Genomic DNA, 19,348 nt, shown 5'->3' on the forward strand with positions numbered 1-19,348 from the left:
TTTCTTATTTTTGCAATGCTTATAATAACACATCAAAAAAAATTTCAATAAAAGAATTTTAAAATTAGATAAGATTCCTCCCCAAGTCAACTTGGGGACGGGTAATTGTTATGAAATACAAAAACTTACCCAATACCGAATTAAGAGTCAGCGAGCTCTGCTTAGGCACCATGACCTGGGGTGAGCAAAACACCCAAAAGGAAGCTTTTGAACAGCTGGAGTTTGCGCTTGAAAACGGAATTAATTTTGTTGATACCGCCGAAATGTATTCCATTCCTGGTCGGAAGGAAACTCAAGGAAGCACCGAAACCATTTTGGGTAATTGGTTTGCCCAAAACGGCAACAGGGATAAGGTCATACTCGCTACCAAAGTTGCAGGCCCCAACCGTAAATTTGATCATATACGCTCATCACTTGACTTTTCAAAAGCGTCGCTCAACGATGCCATCACCAAAAGTTTAAAACGCCTCCAAACTGACTATATAGATCTTTACCAGCTGCATTGGCCTGAACGTAACACAAACTACTTTGGACAACGTAACTATAAGCATCGTGAAGATGATAACTGGCAAGACAATATTGCTGAAGTTTTAGAAAACCTGGATTCTTTAGTGAAAGAAGGAAAAATCCGCCATATAGGAGTTTCAAATGAAAGTCCGTTTGGAGTGATGCGTTATATTGAAGAAGCCCGAAAAGGAAAGCGTAAAATTACTACCCTACAGAACCCTTTTAGTTTGTTGAGTCGAAAAGATGAAATCGGGATGACCGAAGTGCTTCATCGTGAAAATGTAGGTTATCTGGCTTATTCACCTTTAGGTTTTGGTCAGTTAACCGGAAAGTATTTGGAGAACACCCCTCAAAATGCGAGAGTGACTCTTTTTCCTAATTACAGTCGATATCACAAACCCAACAGCTTTGCTGCAACCCGAAAGTATAACGAACTCTCAAAACAAAATGGAATCTCATTAACTCATATGGCTCTTGCCTTTGTAAGGCAGCAATCATTTGTGAGCAGTACGATTCTCGGGGCGACCTCAGTAGATCAATTAAAAGAAAACATCGCTAGTAAAGACATAGTGCTTCCAAAAGAAATTTTAAAGGAAATAAATAAAATACACGAAGAAATACCCAATCCTGCTCCATAAATTGAGAGTGAGTTTACACAAAAAACTTTGAACCATAAGCCTTAAACCTTGAACATTTAGAATGGATTCATTAACCCAAATCGTATTAGGAGCAGCTGTTGGTGAGGCGGTCTTAGGAAAAAAAGTAGGTAACAAAGCGATACTTTATGGTGCCATAGCCGGGACAATTCCAGATTTGGATGTGCTTGCAAACCTTTTTACAGATACCATCACAGCCATTGAAATTCATCGTGGGTTTACACACTCTATTTTCTTTTCAGTGTTGTTTGCACCAATTTTTGGTTGGTTGGTTTCCAAGATTGAAAAAAAATCTGGAGTGGGATGGAAAGGTTGGAGTTGGCTATTTTTCTGGGCATTGATCACGCACCCAATTCTCGATGGGTTTACTACCTGGGGGACACAATTTTTCTGGCCCTTTGAATATCGGGTAGCTTTCAAAAATATTTTTGTGATTGACCCGCTTTACACAATCCCTTTTCTGGTTTTTCTGGTTTTAACCATGTTTCAGAAAAGAACTTCACTTAAACGACAAAAGTTCAACCGATTGGGGTTAATTGTCAGCAGTAGTTATCTTGCAATTACACTAGTGATTAAAGGGATTGCTTATCAGAAGTTTGTAAACGCCCTGGAAGACCAAAATATTCATTTTCTCCAAGTGCAAACCAAGCCGGCTCCTTTAAACGCCATTTTATGGACTGCAAATGTTGAAACCAATGATGCTTTTTTAATTGGTGATTATTCATTGTTTGATTCACAGCCTATTCAATTTCACGCTTTCGCGAAAAACCATCATTTACTGGGAGATTGGATTCACAAGCCCAATATAAAACGCCTCATAAAGATTGCAGAGAACGGTTGGTTTACAATTACCGAAAAAGAAGGTGAATTGTATTTTAATGATTTGCGTTTTGGGTTATTAAATAACGATCCGTTCAACCCGGAGTTTACGTTTAGTTATAGGTTATTTGAAAAAAATGGTATCATCTATGCTGAAGAAACCGAAAAAAACCGCGATGACGCACAAAAGTTAATAGCTGATCTTTGGGAGCGAGTAAAGGGAAATTAATTTGTAATAAACCTTTCCAAAACCTTTAAGGCCTGCTTCACAGAGTTTACATGGTCAAAACTCAACAACAACCGCAAGCCGCTACGGGTTTGTTTTTCCTTAATTTTGACCAAACCGGATTGTGATTGCACAAACTGCAACACCTTTTGAAATGCCTCACTCTGATAAAATCCAGATTGCTGGTCGGCGATGAAGTAGCCCACAAATTTGCCTTGCTTCATCACCACGCGTTCCAAGCCCATTTGTATGGCAATCCATTTTATCCGAACACTGTTCAATAAATCAATCACCTGAACCGGAAGTTCACCAAAACGGTCTTCCAGTTCTTTCTCAAATTGCTGCAATTCTTCTTCGGTTTTTAAATCGGAAAGCTTGTTGTAGAGATTGAGTCTTTCAGTAATATTATTTACATAATCATCGGGGAACAGAATTTCGAAATCGGTATCAATGACAGTTTCCTTGATGTATTTTTTATCTTTTTCATCTTTGTAAAGGTCTTTAAACTCTTTCTCTTTGAGTTCTTCAATGGCTTCGGCAAGGATTTTCTGGTAAGTGTCAAAACCAATTTCGTTGATAAAACCACTTTGCTCACCACCCAGCAAATCTCCGGCACCACGTATTTCCAAATCTTTCATCGCAATGTTCAATCCACTGCCCAATTCTGAGAATTGCTCGAGTGCCGTGATGCGTTTTCGGGCGTCTTCTGTCATTGCAGAATATTCGGGTGTGATAAAATAACAAAACGCTTTTTTATTACTTCGCCCCACACGGCCACGCATCTGGTGCAAATCGCTTAAACCAAAATTATTGGCGTTGTTGATAAAAATGGTGTTGGCATTGGGCACATCTAGCCCGCTTTCGATAATGGTTGTGGAAACCAGTACATCAAATTCGCCGTTCATAAACGCCAGCATCAGGTTTTCCAGTTTTTTACCTTCCATCTGCCCATGACCGATTCCGATTTTGGCATCGGGAACCAAACGTTGGACCATCCCGGCAACTTCTTTGATGTTTTCAATGCGATTGTGTACAAAAAATACTTGTCCACCACGCGAAATTTCATAACGAATGGCATCGCGAATCGACTCCTCTGAAAACCGAATCACATTGGTTTCAATAGGGTAACGGTTGGGAGGAGGCGTAGTAATCACAGACAAATCCCTCGCCGCCATCAAACTGAATTGGAGTGTTCGTGGGATAGGGGTTGCGGTCAAAGTCAGCGTATCCACATTTTCTTTGATGAGTTTCAGCTTGTCTTTTACGGCCACACCAAACTTCTGTTCTTCATCAATAATGAGCAACCCAAGGTCTTTGAATTTTACGGCTTTGTTCACCAATTGGTGTGTTCCGATAACGATATCCAGTTTTCCGGACTCGAGGTTTTCCAGAGTTGTTTTCCGTTCTTTGGCGGTTCTGAAACGGTTCAGATAATCGATGTTTACCGGCATTTCTTTCAAACGCTCAGTAAAGGTTTTATAATGCTGAAACGCCAAAATGGTCGTGGGCACCAAAACCGCCACTTGCTTGCCGTTGTCCACCGCTTTAAAAGCAGCACGAATAGCCACTTCGGTCTTTCCGAAACCAACATCCCCACACACCAAACGGTCCATAGGTTGCTCATTTTCCATATCTTTTTTTACATCTTCGGTAGCCGTGATTTGATCGGGGGTGTCTTCATAAATAAAGGAAGATTCCAGCTCGTGTTGCAAATAGGAATCGGGGTCAAAAGAAAAGCCTTTTTGGAGTTTTCGTTTGGCATACAACTCAATAAGGTTGAAGGCAATTTCCTTGACACGGGTTTTCGTCTTTTGCTTCAGTGCTTTCCACGCATTGGATCCCAGTTTGTAGATTTTTGGTGGTTTGCCGTCTTTACCGTTGTATTTGGAGATTTTGTGCAACGAGTGGATACTCAGGTAAAGAATATCCCGGTCGCCGTAAACCAATTTGATGGCTTCTTGTTTTTTGCCTTCCACATCAATTTTCTGCAAACCGCCAAATTTCCCGATTCCGTGATCGATGTGGGTGACATAATCACCAATTTCCAGATTGGTCAATTCTTTTAATGTGATGGCTTGCTTTTTGGCGTAGCCGTTTTTCAGCTGAAATTTGTGGTAGCGCTCAAAAATCTGATGGTCTGTATAACACAGCTGTTTTTGGATATCGTCAATAAAACCCAAATGCAATGGAAAAACCACTGTTTCAAACTGTTTTACATCCAGTTGGGCGTCTTCAAAAATATCGTGAAAGCGCTTTGCTTGTTGCTCGGAAGAACAGAATATATAATTTTTATATCCCTTTTCAGAATTGTCGTTGAGGTTTTCAATAAGCAGCTCAAACTGCTTGTTGAATGAAGGTTGTGGCCGTGTTTGAAAATTGATGGCTCCCGCAGAAACGCCTTTTTGCATCACTACTGTCGTGAAACCGGCCATTTCATTTTTCATCAGTTTTGAAGTGCAGAAAAGTGCTTCGGGTTCCAGTTGGGTGATGCCTTCGGTTATTTTGGAAAAAGCTTCTTCCGCTTTTGCGAAAAGATTGTCGATACCACTGTACAGCAATTCCGGATTTTTAATAAAAACCACAGTTTTGGAAGCGATATAGCTCAGGAAACTTTCCCGGTTTTCCTGTAGTTTTTTGTTTTCCACATTGGGGATGACGCTTATTTTTTTTACCTGTTCCAACGAAAGTTGCGTTTCTACATCAAAGCTGCGGATGCTTTCCACTTCATCGCCAAAAAACTCGATGCGGTAGGGTTCGTCATTAGAAAAAGAAAACACATCCAAAATCCCACCGCGTACTGAAAACTCACCCGGCTCGGTCACAAAGTCGGTGCGGTGAAACTGGTATTCAAAAAGCACTTCGTTGACAAAGTCTATGGAGAGTTGATCACCCACTGAGATTTTCAGGGTATTTTTTTCCAATTCTTTTTTGGTGACCACTTTTTCAAAAAGCGCATCGGGATAGGTAACAATAATCGCCGGTTTTTTTCGGGAATTGATACGGTTCAGCACTTCAGATCGCAACAAGACATTTGCGTTGTCTGTTTCTTCAATCTGATAGGGACGGCGGTAACTCCCGGGATAGAAAAGCACATCTTTATCACCCAGTATGGCCTCCAGATCGTTGAGGTGGTAAGCGGCTTCTTCTTTGTCGTTAAAAATCAGTAAGCAGGGGAGCTCTGTTTGTTTAAAGGCCTGTGCAATGACAAGCGATGTTGCGGCACCCACAAGTCCCTGCACGTGAATTTCTTTTTCGGAACGGGCAATAGATTCCCCTAGTTTTCGGGTTTCCGAAGACTTTGCAAAAAGCGAATCGACAATGGCTTTGCTCATGAGCGGCAAAGATACATTGCTAGTCATTTCCCTACAACAGCAAGTCTTTATTTTATGATTTTTTTCTCTTTATTTAAAAAATCTACCTGCAAAGGGTAAAGTTTTTCGGTTTTTAAAGGCGTGAATGGAGCTACTTAACAACAATACTGCAGCAACGATCAAGGCTGTTGTTGTCACGCTTTGGCTTACATTTTCATTAGCAACGGCAATAGCAATCAGCGCCCAGGCCCCCACCAAAGCAAACTCCCGCATATTACGCGTCCAGGTCACAAAAAGATTTAAAAGTCCGGCGATAATAATCATGGTAATGGTCCATACTACATCACTCAAACCAAATCCATCCCAGTTTATTTTAGTGAGGTATGCAGCCATATTGGCAATCAAGGCCACAGAAATCCACCCGATGTAAATACAAAACGGCCACCAGAGAAACAAGATGTTTTTAAAAGGCGCATTCCAGCGTTCCATATTGGTGCGCAGGACAATTTTAGCAAGAGAGAATAATAAAACAAGCATTATCAGCACAGAAAGCCCTAGTTCTTCATGCAACCATGCAAAGAGCCACAGTGAATTAGCAATACACGAAATTACAAACCACCAGCCCACTTGGGTAGCCAGATCATTGTCTTTTGCTTTACTGAACAAACCCAGCCCCTGATAGATCACAAAACCCAAAAGGAGCAAATAGATGATTCCCCAAATAGAGAATGCATAGCCTGCAGGCGTAAACAGGTTTTCATACGCTTGTGAAACGGTCGCATTTGTGTTTCCGTTAATGAGCCCGGTGTTGGACAAATAATTGATAAATATCATGGAAACGAACGCGATTCCATTGAAAACTTGTAGTGTTTTTTTCATACTGACGAATCTTGAATTTAAAGGTAAAGCAAGTTTTTAAAAAAGCAATTTTAATTTTCTCAAAATCTTACTGAAATAGTATCTTTGTTAAAAATTTGAAGAACATGTCATTAGAAGATTTATTTAGTGGTGGAAGCCACAAAAGAAAGTTAGGTCATTTTTCAGCATTAGTAAACGTGGCTTTGGTTGATGGTCCCATGACTCCGGAGGAAGAGTTTTTATTGCTTCGGTTTGCCAGAAAGTTGGACATCAACGAACTGGAATATAATGAGATACTAAAGAATCCAAAAAAATATCCTGTTTTCCCTACGCATTCTCAGGAAATAAGATTGAAACAATTGCACGATATTTTTAGGATTGTTTATTCCAATAAAGAATTAGACGAGGAAGAGGCAGCTTTTTTAAACCGCTATGCCATTGTCCTGGGTTTCAATGAAACTGAAGCGAAAAGAATCATAGACCGCTCCATAGAAATTTTTAGTGGCGGGCTCAATTTTTATGATTATGAATATCTATTGAACAAGAAATAAAACTACAATAATAAAAACCCTGAAAGAAATTTCGGGGTTTTTTATTGGGCATTTTTCATAAACTCTTCGGCTTTTTCCACCATGTTTTTACTTCCGCAGAAAAAAGGAACGCGTTCATGCAATTCCTTTGGCTGGATTTCCATAATGCGGTTAAAACCGTCACTGGCTTTTCCGCCTGCCTGCTCTACTATAAATGCCATGGGGTTGCATTCATAGAGCAAACGTAATTTTCCTTTTGAGGCTTTAGAGCTTTTGGGATAAAAATAAATACCTCCTTTTAAAATATTCCGGTGAATGTCTGAAACCAGCGAGCCGATGTATCTGGAAGTATAAGGCCGGTCATCTTCTTCCATCTGACAGTATTTTATATAGTCCTTGACACCTTGCGGAAAATGAATATAATTGCCTTCATTTACTGAATAAATGTGCCCGTCTTCCGGAATACACATATTAGGGTGAGAAAGGTAGTAAGTTCCAATGGCAGGGTTTAAGGTAAAACCGTTTACCCCGTGACCGGTTGTGTAGACAATCATCGTTGAGGTTCCGTAAATTATATAACCTGCGGCGACCTGATTGACGCCCGGTTGTAAAAAATCTTCCAGTGTAACCGGTGTTCCGGCGGGGGTAACCCTTCTGTAAATGGAAAAAATGGTGCCTACTGAAACATTTACATCGATGTTTGATGAACCATCCAACGGGTCAATCAAGACCACATATTTGTTTTGGTTATTTTTTTCTCGGCCTGAAATGGTGATAAACCCATCGTTTTCTTCAGAAGCTATTCCACATACAATTTCACGGTTTGTCAGGGTTTTAATAAAGGCTTCGTTGGCAAACACGTCTAGTTTTTGCTGTTCTTCACCTTGAATGTTTTTGTCACCAAAGGCACCTAAAATATCAACCAAACCGGCTTTGTTTACCTCGTGGTTTACTACCTTTGCAGCCAGCCTGATGGAGTTGATCAATCGGGAAAGTTCGCCGGAAGAGTAAGCAAAATCCTTTTGGTTTTCAATGATAAATTCGCCTAAAGTTTTGTTGTGGTCTGCCATTTTTTGGAAAAGATGTGTTTGTGTTTACAAAAGTACATGAATTTTTTCCATTCTTAAGTAAATATATAGGACGGAAAAATTCGTGTATTTTTACTTAGGAAATATCGATATTTTTGTGATGAATGAAGTGTAATTTAGGAACCAATTTCTATGAGATATGAATTATAAAATAAGAGAAAGTAAAAAAGAAGACATGCCTCAAGTGCTCGATTTAATAAAAGAGCTGGCCACCTTTGAGCGTGAGCCCGAAGCTGTGGTTGTTACCGTTGAGGAACTCGAGAAAGAAGGCTTTGGTGAGCATCCGCTCTTCAAATGTTTTGTGGCTGAAGTTGATGATGAAATTGTAGGGATGGCTTTGGTTTATTTCCGGTTTTCAACCTGGAAAGGCCGCACCATTCACCTGGAAGATTTAATTGTGAAAGAAAAAATGAGAGGCTCAGGCCTTGGAAGTGCTTTGTATCAGGAAGTGTTGAAATATGCCAAATCACAAGGCGTAAAACGTGTTGAATGGGTGGTACTCGACTGGAATGAGGGTGCCATTAAATTTTATGAACGCAGCGGAGCCAAAATATTAAAGGACTGGCGCACCGTGCATATGGACGAACAAGGAATTACAAATTTTATAGATTTTAATTAATGCGTGTATTCAAATTTGGTGGTGCTTCTGTAAAAGATGCTGAAAGTATAAAAAACCTATCGAGGGTTTTAGAAACTACCGGTGTTGAAAACCTGGTGGTAGTGGTCTCTGCAATGGGAAAAATGACCAACGCCCTTGAAAAAGTCGTTTCTGATTACTTAACAAAATCACCTGAATTAAAAGCATCCCTTGCATATGTGATTGATTACCATTACCAAATAGTTCAAGCACTTTTTCCTGAGAAAAGTCATCCTGTTTATGAAGAGATACAAGAATTTTTTGAGGAACTAAAGTCTTTTTTTGAATTGAATAAATCCAATTCTCATTCCTATGTATATGATCAGGTTGTGTGTTATGGCGAGTTGATTTCCACTAAAATTATAAGTCAATTTTTGAATCACCACAATTTAAAAAATACCTGGTTAGACAGCAGGGAATGCATTAAAACTGATAATAATTATCGTGACGCAGGTGTTGACTGGAGTTTAACACAAGCTCAAATCAAATCTAAAATTGAGCATAGGGCGTTAACAATCACACAGGGCTTCTTGGGTTCTAATGAAAATAATTTCACAACCACACTGGGTCGGGAAGGAAGTGACTACTCAGCTGCTATTTTTGCCTATTGCCTTGGAGCAGAAAGTGTGACTATTTGGAAAGATGTGCCGGGCGTGTTAAATGCCGACCCACGAGTTTTTCAAAACACAGAACTTTTAAGAAAAATTTCATACAGGGAAGCTATTGAAATGGCATTTTACGGAGCTTCTGTTATTCACCCCAAAACATTACAACCGCTCCAGCGAAAGGAAATTCCTTTGTTTGTAAAGTCATTCTTAAAACCTTTAGAACAAGGAACATGTGTGACAAAAGGGAAGGATTTGGAACCTTCGGTTTCATGTTATATTGTTAAGAATGAACAAGTGCTTATATCACTCTCTTCGCTCGATTTTTCATTTATGATGGAAGACAATATTGGAGAAGTCTTCAAACTACTCCATGACTTTAAAATGAAAGTAAACCTAATTCAAAACTCTGCTATTAGTTTTACGGTAGTTGTTGATAATAAATACAAGAAATTGGAAGAACTCATTTCTAAATTAAAATCAAATTTCAAAGTACGTTTTAATGAAAATGTAACTCTCTTCACCATTCGACATTTTAGAGAACGTGATGTCTTTGAAATGGAAAAAAACTATCAGGTATTATTAAAACAACAAAGCCGGGATACAGTTCAGTTAGTTGTAAAATAAAACGGTTCAGTTGAATTATTTTTAAATGTCATATATTTACCCAAGCCAATAAAAATAAGACCATGCCATTAGTAACTCCACGTGAAATCTCTAAAGCTATCAGTACAGATAAGCTAGGCTTTATTGGTACTTTATGCGGATGGTCATTGATGAAAGCACTGCGTATTTCTGCGTGTAATCGAATTTATGATAAACACAAACACCTGGAAGGTGTTGATTTTATTAATGCGTTAATTGATGAGTTTGAAGTAAAGTTTGAAATACCGGATGAAGATTTAAGACGCATTCCAAAAAGAGGAGCTTTTATAACTATTTCAAACCATCCATTGGGAGGAATAGATGGTATTTTACTTCTAAAATTGCTACTTGAACAAAGACCCGATTATAAAATTATTGCGAACTTTTTACTGCACCGCATTGAACCGCTAAAACCTTATGTGATGCCGGTGAATCCATTTGAAAATAAAAAGGAAGTAAAATCGAGTTTATTGGGATTTAAACAAGCAATACAACATCTCCAAGAGGAAATGCCTTTAGGAATCTTTCCTGCAGGAGAGGTTTCCACATATAAAGAAGATAAACGCATAACTGACAGGCCATGGGAAGAAGCTGCCATGAAACTCATTAAGAAAGCAGAAGTACCGGTGGTGCCCATCTATTTTCATGCAAAAAACAGTTTGCTTTTTTATAAATTGGCAAAGTTGAGCCCAACGTTTCGAACGGCCAAATTACCTTCGGAATTATTAAGTCAAAGAGAGCGAACTATCAAAATAAGAATTGGGAATCCCATTTCTGTAAAAGACCAGCAAGAACAAGAGACCCTTGAAGATTTCTCTGCTTTTTTAAGAAAGAAGACTTATATGTTGGCCAATACGTTTAACAAAAAGAAACTGCTGGACAACATTCCTAAAACACTTAAATTTCCAAAACCTCCCAAAAATATAGTCACTCCAGTTGACCCAAAGATTCTTGAACAGGAAGTGTTGAAGCTTCAGGATTTAGACAAGCGTTTGTTGATAAGCAAAAATTATGAAGTGTATCTTTCACATCCAGACCATATTCCAAATATCCTTCAAGAGATTGGTCGCTTGCGCGAAATCACATTCAGAGAAGTGGGAGAAGGCACCAATCAGGCAATAGATCTTGATGTGTATGATGCTTATTATCATCATATGTTTTTATGGGATAACGAAGCCAAAAAAATTGCCGGAGCTTACCGAATGGGCTTGGGTTCTAAAATTTTCAAGGACTATGGTATCGAAGGTTTTTATTTACATGATCTTTTTCGATTTGAGCCGGAATTGCACAAAATGATGAGCCAGTCAATAGAAATGGGCCGCGCATTCATTATTAAAGATTACCAACAAAAGCCAATGCCTTTGTTTTTACTATGGAAAGGGATTGTGCACACCACATTACGTTTTCCGGAACACAAATACCTCATAGGGGGTGTAACAATCAGTGATCGGTTTTCAGAATTTTCAAAATCACTGATGATTGAATTTATGAAATCCAATTATTACGATCCTTATGTTGCCCAGTTTATTCACCCAAAAAAGGATTTTAAAGTAAAACTAAAAGATGCAGATAAAGATTTTGTTTTTGACGAAAGTGAAGCCGATCTGAATAAATTTGACAAAATTATAGATGAACTCGAACCCGGTGAATTGAGATTGCCGGTGCTTATCAAAAAATACATCAAACAAAACGCCAAGGTGGTAGCTTTTAATGTAGATCCTTTATTTAATAATGCGGTCGACGGCTTGATGTATATTCGAATTGCAGACTTACCTGAAAGCACAGTAAAACCTGTTATGGAGGAGTTTCAGGCAGAATTGGAACAAAAATTTGAATCCCGAAGTGAAGAAACCGAGGATTGATTGTGTATATCAAGCCACAGGCTTGTTCGTTTTTAACTCAAACATTAATAAAACTTAAAGAAAACTGATTAATTGACTTTCAGTTCACTCTTGGTTTTATAATTCATTTTTTCTAACAACATCCACTTCCGGGAGCGCAACAAGCTTCTTGAGTTGCTTCTGAAGGCTCGATGATTCCACAAGCTTCTTTTGCTTTACAATCGGTTTTTTGATTGGCAAGTTTGAAAATGAGTTGGTTGTCAATCGTTTCAAATGCATCAACAAACATTTGGGCAGTGTTGAAGTTTTTATTGCTGTATTCAAATTTCAATTCAGCATCAAAGGAAAACTGTTTTATATCACCTACTTTTTCAAGGATAGATAACGCCTTGTTGGTTGACATAAATTCCTTTGATTCTTTTTCAACCGGACTTTCCCAAAGTTGTATAACAGTTTCCTTCCAAAAATCAACTCCTGTACCACAATCTACACTATCAATTGTGACGTGTTTGACTTCTGTGATGTGGTAGTTGGCGCCCACAAATTTTCCGGGCATAAATTCAAAAAGTAGTGATTTTCCATTATTTGTATTGAGGAGTTCAAAAAATTCCTGTGTTTTCATAATCCTAATATTTATATATTGCAATATTACGATAAAAAGTGTATATAAAAAAGCCAAATCAAAAAAACCTGGCTTTTTATCAATGATTTTAGAACCAAGGCCTTTTGTTAACCTGATAAGTCTGGAAAAACTCTTCGTCACTTTTTGTCAAATAAATAATGCCCTCAATTAATCCAATAATTCCACCAATACCACAGGTTACAATTGTTATAATAATTTGAATGATGCCTTCTTTAGTATAGCCTAAAATAAACTTGTGGATTCCTAAAGAGCCAATAACAATGGCTAAGATTCCAGCAATCAGTTTTTTATTTTCTTTGTTGTCATTAATTGATTGATTCCAGCTTTCTTTAAATTCGTTTGCTGTATTCTTAGCTTCTTGCTCAAAGCTTTCTGAGTTTTTATTATCTTCCATAGTTTAATTAGTTAGTTTAGTTTTTAAGAAATTTAAATGTAGCAATTTTTTTGTTTATAAAAAAGCCCTGTCATTTGGTTCCCAAAGCTCCAGTTTATTTCCTTCAGGGTCAAGGATCCACCCAAATTTTCCATAACTGAATTCCTCAACTTCACCCACAACAGTAACTCCTTCTTCTTTTAATTGATTGAGAAGTTTGTGTAAATCTTTCACCCTTAAATTCATCATATACGGTTTTTCGCTTGGCGCGAAATAATTGGTGTCCTCCTTAAACGGGCTCCATTGTGTGGAGCAATCATTGCCTTCTTTGTCTTTCCACCAGAAGGTCCAGCCATACTGATCAGTGTTCATACCCAAATGTTCTTTATACCAGGCTTTAATGTGATCAGGGTCTTTTGTCTTAAAGAAAAATCCACCCAAACCGGAAACCCCATACTCCTTAGGAGGAAGTATTTTCTTTTCATCATCTCCAAAACCATACAATTGCTTGATTTTATCTACAATCACTTGGGCCAGTTTTTCTTTGCTTTCAACTGTCCAACCGGCGATATGCGGACTTAACAACACATTGTCCATTTTCATTAATTCCTGCAAAGCTTCGGGAAGGTCATTCCCAGTGAAAAGCGATTCAAACGAACCTTTTTCATATTCCAGTACATCGAGACCTGCACCCAAAATTTTGCCCGATTTTAAAGCTTGAACCAAATCGGTTGTGACAACACATTTTCCTCGAGCGGTATTGAGCAGCCAGAAAGGTTTTTTGAATTTTGAAATAAAAGAGGCATTGACCATTTTGTCGGTTGCTTCCGTCCAGGGAATGTGTAAACTCAACACATCGGTTTTTTCCTGAAGCTCTTCAAGTGTTACTTGCTTTGCATTCTGGTCGCCCACATTTTCTTTGATGTCATAGCAGAGCACTTCCACCTCAAATCCGCGAAGTTTTTTCGCAAAGGCTTTGCCCATATTCCCATAACCAATGATGCCCACGGTTTTTCCGTCGAGTTCTGTTCCGCGGTTGGCCTCACGGTTCCAAAGGCCTTGTTTTAACTCACTGTCAGCTTGTTTGAGGTTGTTAAACAGTAAAAGCAACATGCCCAATGCGTGTTCGCCCACGGCATTCCGGTTGCCTTCAGGAGCGGCAATGAGGGTGATGTTTTTGCTTTCGGCATACTCCACATCGATACTTTCCAAACCGGCTCCCACGCGGGCAATAAATTTTAAGTTTTTTGCGGCATCCAGAAAGGTTTTGTCAATATCAAACCTACTGCGGATGACAATGCCTTCGTAGTTGTTTATTTTAGCTTCAACTTCTTCTTTTGAGGAAGTATAATCTTCGTCGTTTTGAAAGCCAAGTTGTGAAAGTTGTTCAAAAAGCAAAGGGTGGTTTTTATCTAAGTGGAGGATTTTCATAGCGTTTTTTATTTTGTTTTTTGCCAATGTAATGTGGTTTGTTTTGTTTCAAATTCCACCGCATCCAAATGTCCCATTTTTTGTTTATCATTTGTGATTAAATGCAAATGCATATAGGTGTTGTGGTGTGTAAAAATAGTCTGGTGTTTTCTGGAGAAAAATCCGATAATTTCAACTTCTTCGTTTTTTAGAGGAAAATAAGTCAAACCTTTATGGGCTTCTTCCGGGGAACTAACCTTAGAGCCTTCCGGAAGGTTTACGATGTGAATTTTAGCAGTGTTTATTTTCCCTGACAGTTTAAACACAAAAGGCTCATTATGATTTTTAAACTTTTCATCAAGATATGTTTCTAAAGCCTCAAGGCTTGTGATTCTATCTGGCAAAATTTCTTCGTTCCATTCCTCAACAGTAGCGTAAACAAAAAACGGTGCTTTTACATCATATGTTTTTTCGACAGACATCTTACTGTTATTCACAACTTTTGAAACATAAGATTCGCCATCAATTATCAGTAATTCTCCTTTAAGATACGCAACAGGTCCAATGCCATACAAGTTATTTTTCGGCTGAATTGTATCCAAAAAAATGGTGCCTTCAAGTTTTCCCTGACGCATAACGTTTTTCATTGCACCAGAAACCTGAACATTCGTAGTGTTTTTTATAGTAATTGGTTTTTTAGTCTCGCTTTTGCAGCCGGGAAAAACGGATGCAAGGGTTATGCTAATAAATAATATGAAACACTTACTATATTTACTTCTCATAGAAATTTGAATTTTTTTGTACCTTATATCCTTATGGGAAAAAGGCTTCAGTAACTCCAGTTACTGAATAACACATTTGCAATACTTAATTTTGCACTAAAATTAGATAAAAATGACGATAAAACAATTTAAAGACGAACCTTTGGCTCATTATTCATATGCCATAGTGAGTGAAGGCGAAATGGCTTTGATAGACCCAAGTAGAAATCCCTTACAGTATTATGCCTATGCCGAAGCACAAAATGCTAAAATAGTAGCAGTTTTTGAAACCCATCCGCATGCAGATTTTGTAAGCGGTCATCTGCAAATCCATCAGGAAACAGGCGCCACTATTTATGTGAGCAAACTGGTGGGAGTTGACTATCCGCACACACCCTTTGATGAAGGTGATGAGGTGAAAATTGGCAAAATATCCATCCGACCGTTGCATACACCCGGGCATTCGCCTGATAGTTTGACTTTTGTAGCAGAAGAAAACGGTCAGATTTCACTTTTTACGGGTGACACCCTGTTTATTGGAAATGTGGGAAGACCGGACCTTCGTGAAAAAGCAGGAAATATGAAAGCCAAACGCATCGAACTTGCCAAGGCAATGTATCACACCATGCAAACCAAATTTAACGATTTGCCTGACGGGGCTTTGGTTTATCCGGCCCACGGTGCAGGCTCTTTATGTGGTAAAAATATGAGTGATGCCGCTTCAAGCACCTTGGGCAATGAACGAGTGGGTAATTGGGCATTTCAAACCCAAACTGAAGACGAATTTGTCCAAGAAATTTTAAAAGACCAGCCGTTTATTCCTTCCTATTTTGGGTTTAACGTGGATGTAAACCGAAATGGAGCTGCAAGCGTGCAGCAATCCAAATACAATGTACCTTTAAAGCTTTTGGTAAGCTCTGTTGACGATGATGCGATTGTCGTGGATGTACGTGATGGCGATCAGTATAAAAAAGGGCATTTGCCAAATAGCATCAACATCATGGCGCGTTCAGATAGTGATAAATATGAAACCTGGCTGGGGGCCATTATCAAGCCTGAGGAGCCTTTTTATATTGTGGTAGCATCGGTTAAGGATATTGAAACCATTTTGGAACGCACGGCAAAAATTGGTTATGAAAAACAACTAAAAGGCATCGTCACTCCGGCCGAAAATTTGAAAGTTCATTCCCATGAATTTGACCTGGGGGTTTTTAAAAGGCATCCTGAAAACTACACGATTGTTGACATTAGAAACGAAAGTGAAACTGCAGAAGGTTTGTTGTTTGACAGTGCTTTACCTGTTCCTTTAAATGAACTGAGAGAACGAGCTAATGAAATTCCTAAAGATAAACCCGTCGTAGTGCATTGTGCCGGAGGGTATCGTTCCACGGCAGGAAGCAGCATTTTGGAAAATCACATCAAAGATGTTAAAGTCTATGATCTGAGTGAGGCTATCAAAGATTTTTCCTAAGGGAATTTAGCAATTAAATCATCGGTAATCCTCATAGGTTTACCGGTGTTTTTGTCAAGCAGACACCAAAGCGTTTTGGCTTTTACCAAAAGTTTGTTGTCTGCTTTTCTTATTATTTCGGTGTGGCGTTCACTTGTCACCCCGCTGTATTTCTCCACCCGGGTTTTTAAAATCAAAACATCTTTTTCAAAAGCGGGGGCCTTGTATTCAATAAAGTGATTGACCACCACCCAGGCAAGCTTTTCGCGTAAAGCGAAATCAGTACTTTCATTCCAGTGTTGCGCTGCCACATCCTGAATCCATTGCAAGTAAACCACATTGTTCACGTGGTTAAGATTGTCAATAGCTGATGCCGGAACGGTTATTTCAGTTTGAAAGTGATTCAAAATAGTAAATTAAAAAAAGGGTTTAGTTTAAAAACCAAGGATCAATTTGGAAATATAAAAAAACAAAAAGATACCAAAAATATCATTACTGGTGGTTATAAAAGGGCCTGTGGCAATTGCGGGGTCAATACCCCTTTTGTCAAGAATGATAGGTACAAAAGTCCCCACAAGGGCTGCAACAATGATGACCAATAGCATGGATAACGCAATCGCTAAACTCGTTAACTGATCTTGACCTACAATAAAACCAAAGAGGAAAACTAGGGCTGCCAGAGCGATACCATTTAAAAGGCTTAGCCCCACTTCTTTTAATAAACGGTGGAAAAGGCTTCCCCTGATGTTGTCATTGGCAAGTCCCTGTACAATAATAGCACTTGATTGTACACCCACATTTCCTGCCATCGCAGCAATAAGAGGGGTAAAGAAAAATAAGATTGGGAACGTCTCCAATGCTTCGTCAAAACCCTGCATAATATAAACACTCCCCAATCCGCCAAAGAGACCTAAAACAAGCCAGGGCAAGCGTGCCCGTGAGAGCTGCCAGATGGTATCATCTGCCTCAACATCCTGTGAAATACCGGCAGCAAGCTGGTAATCTTTTTCTGCTTCTTCTTTGATGAAATCAACCATATCATCAATGGTGATGCGACCCACAAGGCGACCTATGTCATCTACCACAGGAATGGCTTCCAAATCATATTTTTGCATAATTCTGGCGACTTCCTCACCTTCGGTATGTACATTGACAAAGTCCACCCTGGGGATATAAATCTCTTTGATTTTGGTTTTGGTGTCAACGGTAAGCAGGTCTTTAAGTGAAAGCCTTCCTATGAGTTTGTCTTTGGCATCCACTACATAGATGGAGTGCACGCGGGTTACATTTTCTGCCTGACGGCGCATTTCCCTAACACAACCCCCCACGGTCCAGGTTTCTCGGACCCTAACCAATTCTTTTGCCATCAACCCCCCGGCAGAATCTTCATCATATCTGAGAAGTTCTTTGATATCTGCAGCGTGGTCCTGGTCTTCAATGTTTGAAATGACTTCTTCCTGCCGTTCTTCAGAGAGCTCGGCAATGATATCGGCAGCATCATCGGTGTCCATTTCTTCCAGTTCGTCTGCAATCTCTTTGGAGGAAAGGTTGTTTAAAATTTTCTCACGGTCGTCCTCGTCGAGTTCCATAAGAACTTCTGACGTTTTTTCACTGTCGAGAAGTTTGATAATGTAAGTCGCTTCATCAAGATTTAACTCATCAAGGATTTCGGCGATATCTGCGTGGTGAAGGTCCTCCAAATGCAATAAAAGCTCCTTGTCGTTTTGTTCTTCGACAAGGATTTCTATTTTTTCAATAAGCTCCGGACTAAGTTGAAACTGCATCGCTTTCTATCTTTTGGGTTAACTCGATAAAGGCTTCAAAGCCCAATTGCTCAGGCCGTTTGTCAAAGATAATATCTTCTTTTAAATTTTCGCTTAAAGCGAAAGATTTTAAACTGTTTCTCAATGTTTTCCGACGCTGATTGAAAGCGGTCTTCACAACATTGAAAAATAATTTTTCATTGCAAGGCAACGTAAAGTTTTCTTTTCTGATAAGACGCAATACACCGCTGTCAACTTTTGGAGGTGGGTTAAAAACCGAAGGCGGAACGGTGAATAAATATTCTGCCGTGTAAAATGCCTGTACCAGTACCGAAAGAATCCCATAAGCCTTACTGCCTTCCTTCTCGCATATACGCTGTGCCACTTCCTTTTGAAACATTCCCGTAAATTCAGGTATTTGATGACGCCATTCCAACATTTTAAAAACTATTTGTGTGGAAATGTTGTAAGGGAAATTACCGACAATGGCAAATGGTACTTCTCTATAATAATCTGATAAGTCAATTTTTAAAAAATCGGCCTCAACAACCTGAAAGTTTTTGTTTTTGAGTTGCTCACTGTATTGCGATTTAAAATTGGTATTGAGGTAGTTTACAGATTCCGTATCAATATCCATTGCGATAAGGTCAATGTCTTTCTCAATGAGGTATTTTGTAAGCACGCCCATACCGGGGCCGATTTCAATTACGTTTTTATACCCTTTTAAAGTGAGAGTATTGGCTATTTTTTGGGCGATGTGTTCATCTTTTAAGAAATGTTGCCCTAAATGCTTTTTGGCACCGACTTCATTTTTATCTTTATTGTCTGAAGTTCTTGATGTATTTTTTGCTCTCTCGTCTTTTTTGTAAAATTTTCTCATCGGGATTCGTGTTCACTAATGATTTGCAGTTCAGTCCTGAAAGCTACAAATTTGCCTTCAAAAGGTTTGCTTTGAGCTCGAAGCCTTTCAGCATCTTCACGGTAGTATTTTTCTAATGTTTCTTTGCTGTCTGTGGTATATTGCACAGCATAAGTGAAGCCTCCCATTTCTTCTTCCACAAGCACGCGGCACATTTTGGCAGCAGTGAATTTTCCTGTGGCCAGCATTTCGGGAATGTGTTTCTCTTTCATCCATTGCAGCCAGTGGTCGTGGATGTCTTCTTCTATATTTATGGTTACGTTGTATATATGCATAGACCAATTTATATTTTTTGGATTTTGAATG

The 19,348-nt window shown here is 39.0% G+C and carries 18 protein-coding genes and 1 pseudogene; 7 read left to right on the forward strand and 12 right to left on the reverse strand.

All coding sequences use genetic code 11. The features are described 5' to 3' along the window. The first annotated feature begins 110 nt into the window (after window positions 1-110). Both IEV69_RS01425 and IEV69_RS01430 read left to right on the forward strand, forming a co-directional pair. Window positions 111-1,145, forward strand: a complete 1,035-nt coding sequence (locus tag IEV69_RS01425) for an aldo/keto reductase (RefSeq protein WP_188438725.1) — start codon at window positions 111-113, stop codon at window positions 1,143-1,145. Between the two features lie 61 nt (window positions 1,146-1,206). Further along, entirely contained in the window at window positions 1,207-2,211 is a 1,005-nt protein-coding gene (locus IEV69_RS01430; protein ID WP_188438727.1) for a metal-dependent hydrolase, read from the forward strand. On the opposite strand, the gene mfd is transcribed toward IEV69_RS01430, so the two are convergent. Beyond that, the gene (gene mfd / locus IEV69_RS01435) at window positions 2,208-5,540 is read right to left on the reverse strand and encodes a transcription-repair coupling factor (RefSeq protein ID WP_188438729.1); all 3,333 of its coding nucleotides are present in this window, start codon (window positions 5,538-5,540) and stop codon (window positions 2,208-2,210) included. The two genes, IEV69_RS01430 and mfd, sit on opposite strands and share 4 nt — an antisense overlap. Before the next feature lie 69 nt (window positions 5,541-5,609). Beyond that, window positions 5,610-6,398, reverse strand: a complete 789-nt coding sequence (locus IEV69_RS01440; protein WP_188438731.1) for a TspO-related membrane protein — start codon at window positions 6,396-6,398, stop codon at window positions 5,610-5,612. A 104-nt stretch (window positions 6,399-6,502) separates the two neighbouring features. Here IEV69_RS01440 and IEV69_RS01445 point away from each other — a divergent pair, with 104 nt between their 5' ends. Continuing rightward, on the forward strand, window positions 6,503-6,928 hold the full coding sequence (locus IEV69_RS01445) for a tellurite resistance TerB family protein (protein WP_188438733.1): 426 nt from the start codon (window positions 6,503-6,505) through the stop codon (window positions 6,926-6,928). Window positions 6,929-6,969: 41 nt separating this feature from the next. Here IEV69_RS01445 and fbp read toward each other — a convergent pair whose 3' ends face one another. Continuing rightward, the gene (gene fbp / locus IEV69_RS01450; RefSeq protein WP_188438734.1) at window positions 6,970-7,977 is read right to left on the reverse strand and encodes a class 1 fructose-bisphosphatase; all 1,008 of its coding nucleotides are present in this window, start codon (window positions 7,975-7,977) and stop codon (window positions 6,970-6,972) included. Between the two features lie 157 nt (window positions 7,978-8,134). Here fbp and IEV69_RS01455 point away from each other — a divergent pair, with 157 nt between their 5' ends. From IEV69_RS01455 to IEV69_RS01465, 3 genes are all read left to right on the forward strand, one after another. Continuing rightward, entirely contained in the window at window positions 8,135-8,614 is a 480-nt protein-coding gene (locus IEV69_RS01455) for a GNAT family N-acetyltransferase (protein ID WP_188438736.1), read from the forward strand. Continuing rightward, window positions 8,614-9,864 carry an aspartate kinase gene (locus IEV69_RS01460; RefSeq protein WP_188438738.1) on the forward strand — a complete coding sequence of 417 codons (1,251 nt, stop codon included), beginning with the start codon at window positions 8,614-8,616 and terminating at the stop codon, window positions 9,862-9,864. Before IEV69_RS01455 ends, IEV69_RS01460 begins: the two co-directional genes overlap by 1 nt. A gap of 62 nt (window positions 9,865-9,926) precedes the next feature. Next, window positions 9,927-11,744, forward strand: a complete 1,818-nt coding sequence (locus IEV69_RS01465; RefSeq protein WP_188438740.1) for a GNAT family N-acyltransferase — start codon at window positions 9,927-9,929, stop codon at window positions 11,742-11,744. A gap of 112 nt (window positions 11,745-11,856) precedes the next feature. On the opposite strand, the gene IEV69_RS01470 is transcribed toward IEV69_RS01465, so the two are convergent. The 5 genes and pseudogenes from IEV69_RS01470 to IEV69_RS01485 all read right to left on the reverse strand — a co-directional run bounded on the left by IEV69_RS01470 (window position 11,857) and on the right by IEV69_RS01485 (window position 14,784). Continuing rightward, window positions 11,857-12,345, reverse strand: coding sequence for a DUF6428 family protein (locus IEV69_RS01470; RefSeq protein ID WP_188438742.1), 489 nt, complete (start codon window positions 12,343-12,345; stop codon window positions 11,857-11,859). Window positions 12,346-12,433: 88 nt separating this feature from the next. Beyond that, window positions 12,434-12,760, reverse strand: a complete 327-nt coding sequence (locus tag IEV69_RS01475; RefSeq protein ID WP_188438744.1) for a TM2 domain-containing protein — start codon at window positions 12,758-12,760, stop codon at window positions 12,434-12,436. Between the two features lie 54 nt (window positions 12,761-12,814). Further along, the gene (locus IEV69_RS13990; RefSeq protein ID WP_373283641.1) at window positions 12,815-13,267 is read right to left on the reverse strand and encodes a VOC family protein; all 453 of its coding nucleotides are present in this window, start codon (window positions 13,265-13,267) and stop codon (window positions 12,815-12,817) included. Continuing rightward, window positions 13,241-14,170: pseudogene (locus IEV69_RS01480) on the reverse strand (2-hydroxyacid dehydrogenase); the annotation flags it as partial. The gene IEV69_RS13990 and the pseudogene IEV69_RS01480, both read right to left, overlap by 27 nt. A gap of 8 nt (window positions 14,171-14,178) precedes the next feature. Next, complete coding sequence (locus IEV69_RS01485; protein ID WP_229741256.1) at window positions 14,179-14,784, reverse strand: acetolactate decarboxylase; 606 nt, start codon at window positions 14,782-14,784, stop codon at window positions 14,179-14,181. A gap of 259 nt (window positions 14,785-15,043) precedes the next feature. Here IEV69_RS01485 and IEV69_RS01490 point away from each other — a divergent pair, with 259 nt between their 5' ends. Next, window positions 15,044-16,381, forward strand: a complete 1,338-nt coding sequence (locus IEV69_RS01490; protein ID WP_188438748.1) for an MBL fold metallo-hydrolase — start codon at window positions 15,044-15,046, stop codon at window positions 16,379-16,381. Here the strand turns inward: IEV69_RS01490 and IEV69_RS01495 are convergent. Genes IEV69_RS01495 through IEV69_RS01510 form a run of 4 tightly spaced genes read right to left on the reverse strand, consistent with a single transcriptional unit; the run spans window position 16,378 to window position 19,317 of the window. Then, entirely contained in the window at window positions 16,378-16,767 is a 390-nt protein-coding gene (locus IEV69_RS01495) for an acyl-CoA thioesterase (RefSeq protein WP_188438750.1), read from the reverse strand. The two genes, IEV69_RS01490 and IEV69_RS01495, sit on opposite strands and share 4 nt — an antisense overlap. A 27-nt stretch (window positions 16,768-16,794) precedes the next feature. After that, window positions 16,795-18,144, reverse strand: coding sequence for a magnesium transporter (gene mgtE / locus IEV69_RS01500; protein ID WP_188438752.1), 1,350 nt, complete (start codon window positions 18,142-18,144; stop codon window positions 16,795-16,797). Beyond that, entirely contained in the window at window positions 18,128-19,003 is an 876-nt protein-coding gene (rsmA, locus tag IEV69_RS01505; protein ID WP_188438754.1) for a 16S rRNA (adenine(1518)-N(6)/adenine(1519)-N(6))-dimethyltransferase RsmA, read from the reverse strand. Before rsmA ends, mgtE begins: the two co-directional genes overlap by 17 nt. After that, entirely contained in the window at window positions 19,000-19,317 is a 318-nt protein-coding gene (locus tag IEV69_RS01510) for a DUF4286 family protein (protein WP_188438756.1), read from the reverse strand. The genes rsmA and IEV69_RS01510 overlap by 4 nt, the downstream gene beginning before the upstream one ends. Window positions 19,318-19,348 lie beyond the last annotated feature (31 nt).

Source organism: Planktosalinus lacus, from assembly GCF_014640155.1.
GTDB classification, from domain to species: domain Bacteria; phylum Bacteroidota; class Bacteroidia; order Flavobacteriales; family Flavobacteriaceae; genus Planktosalinus; species Planktosalinus lacus.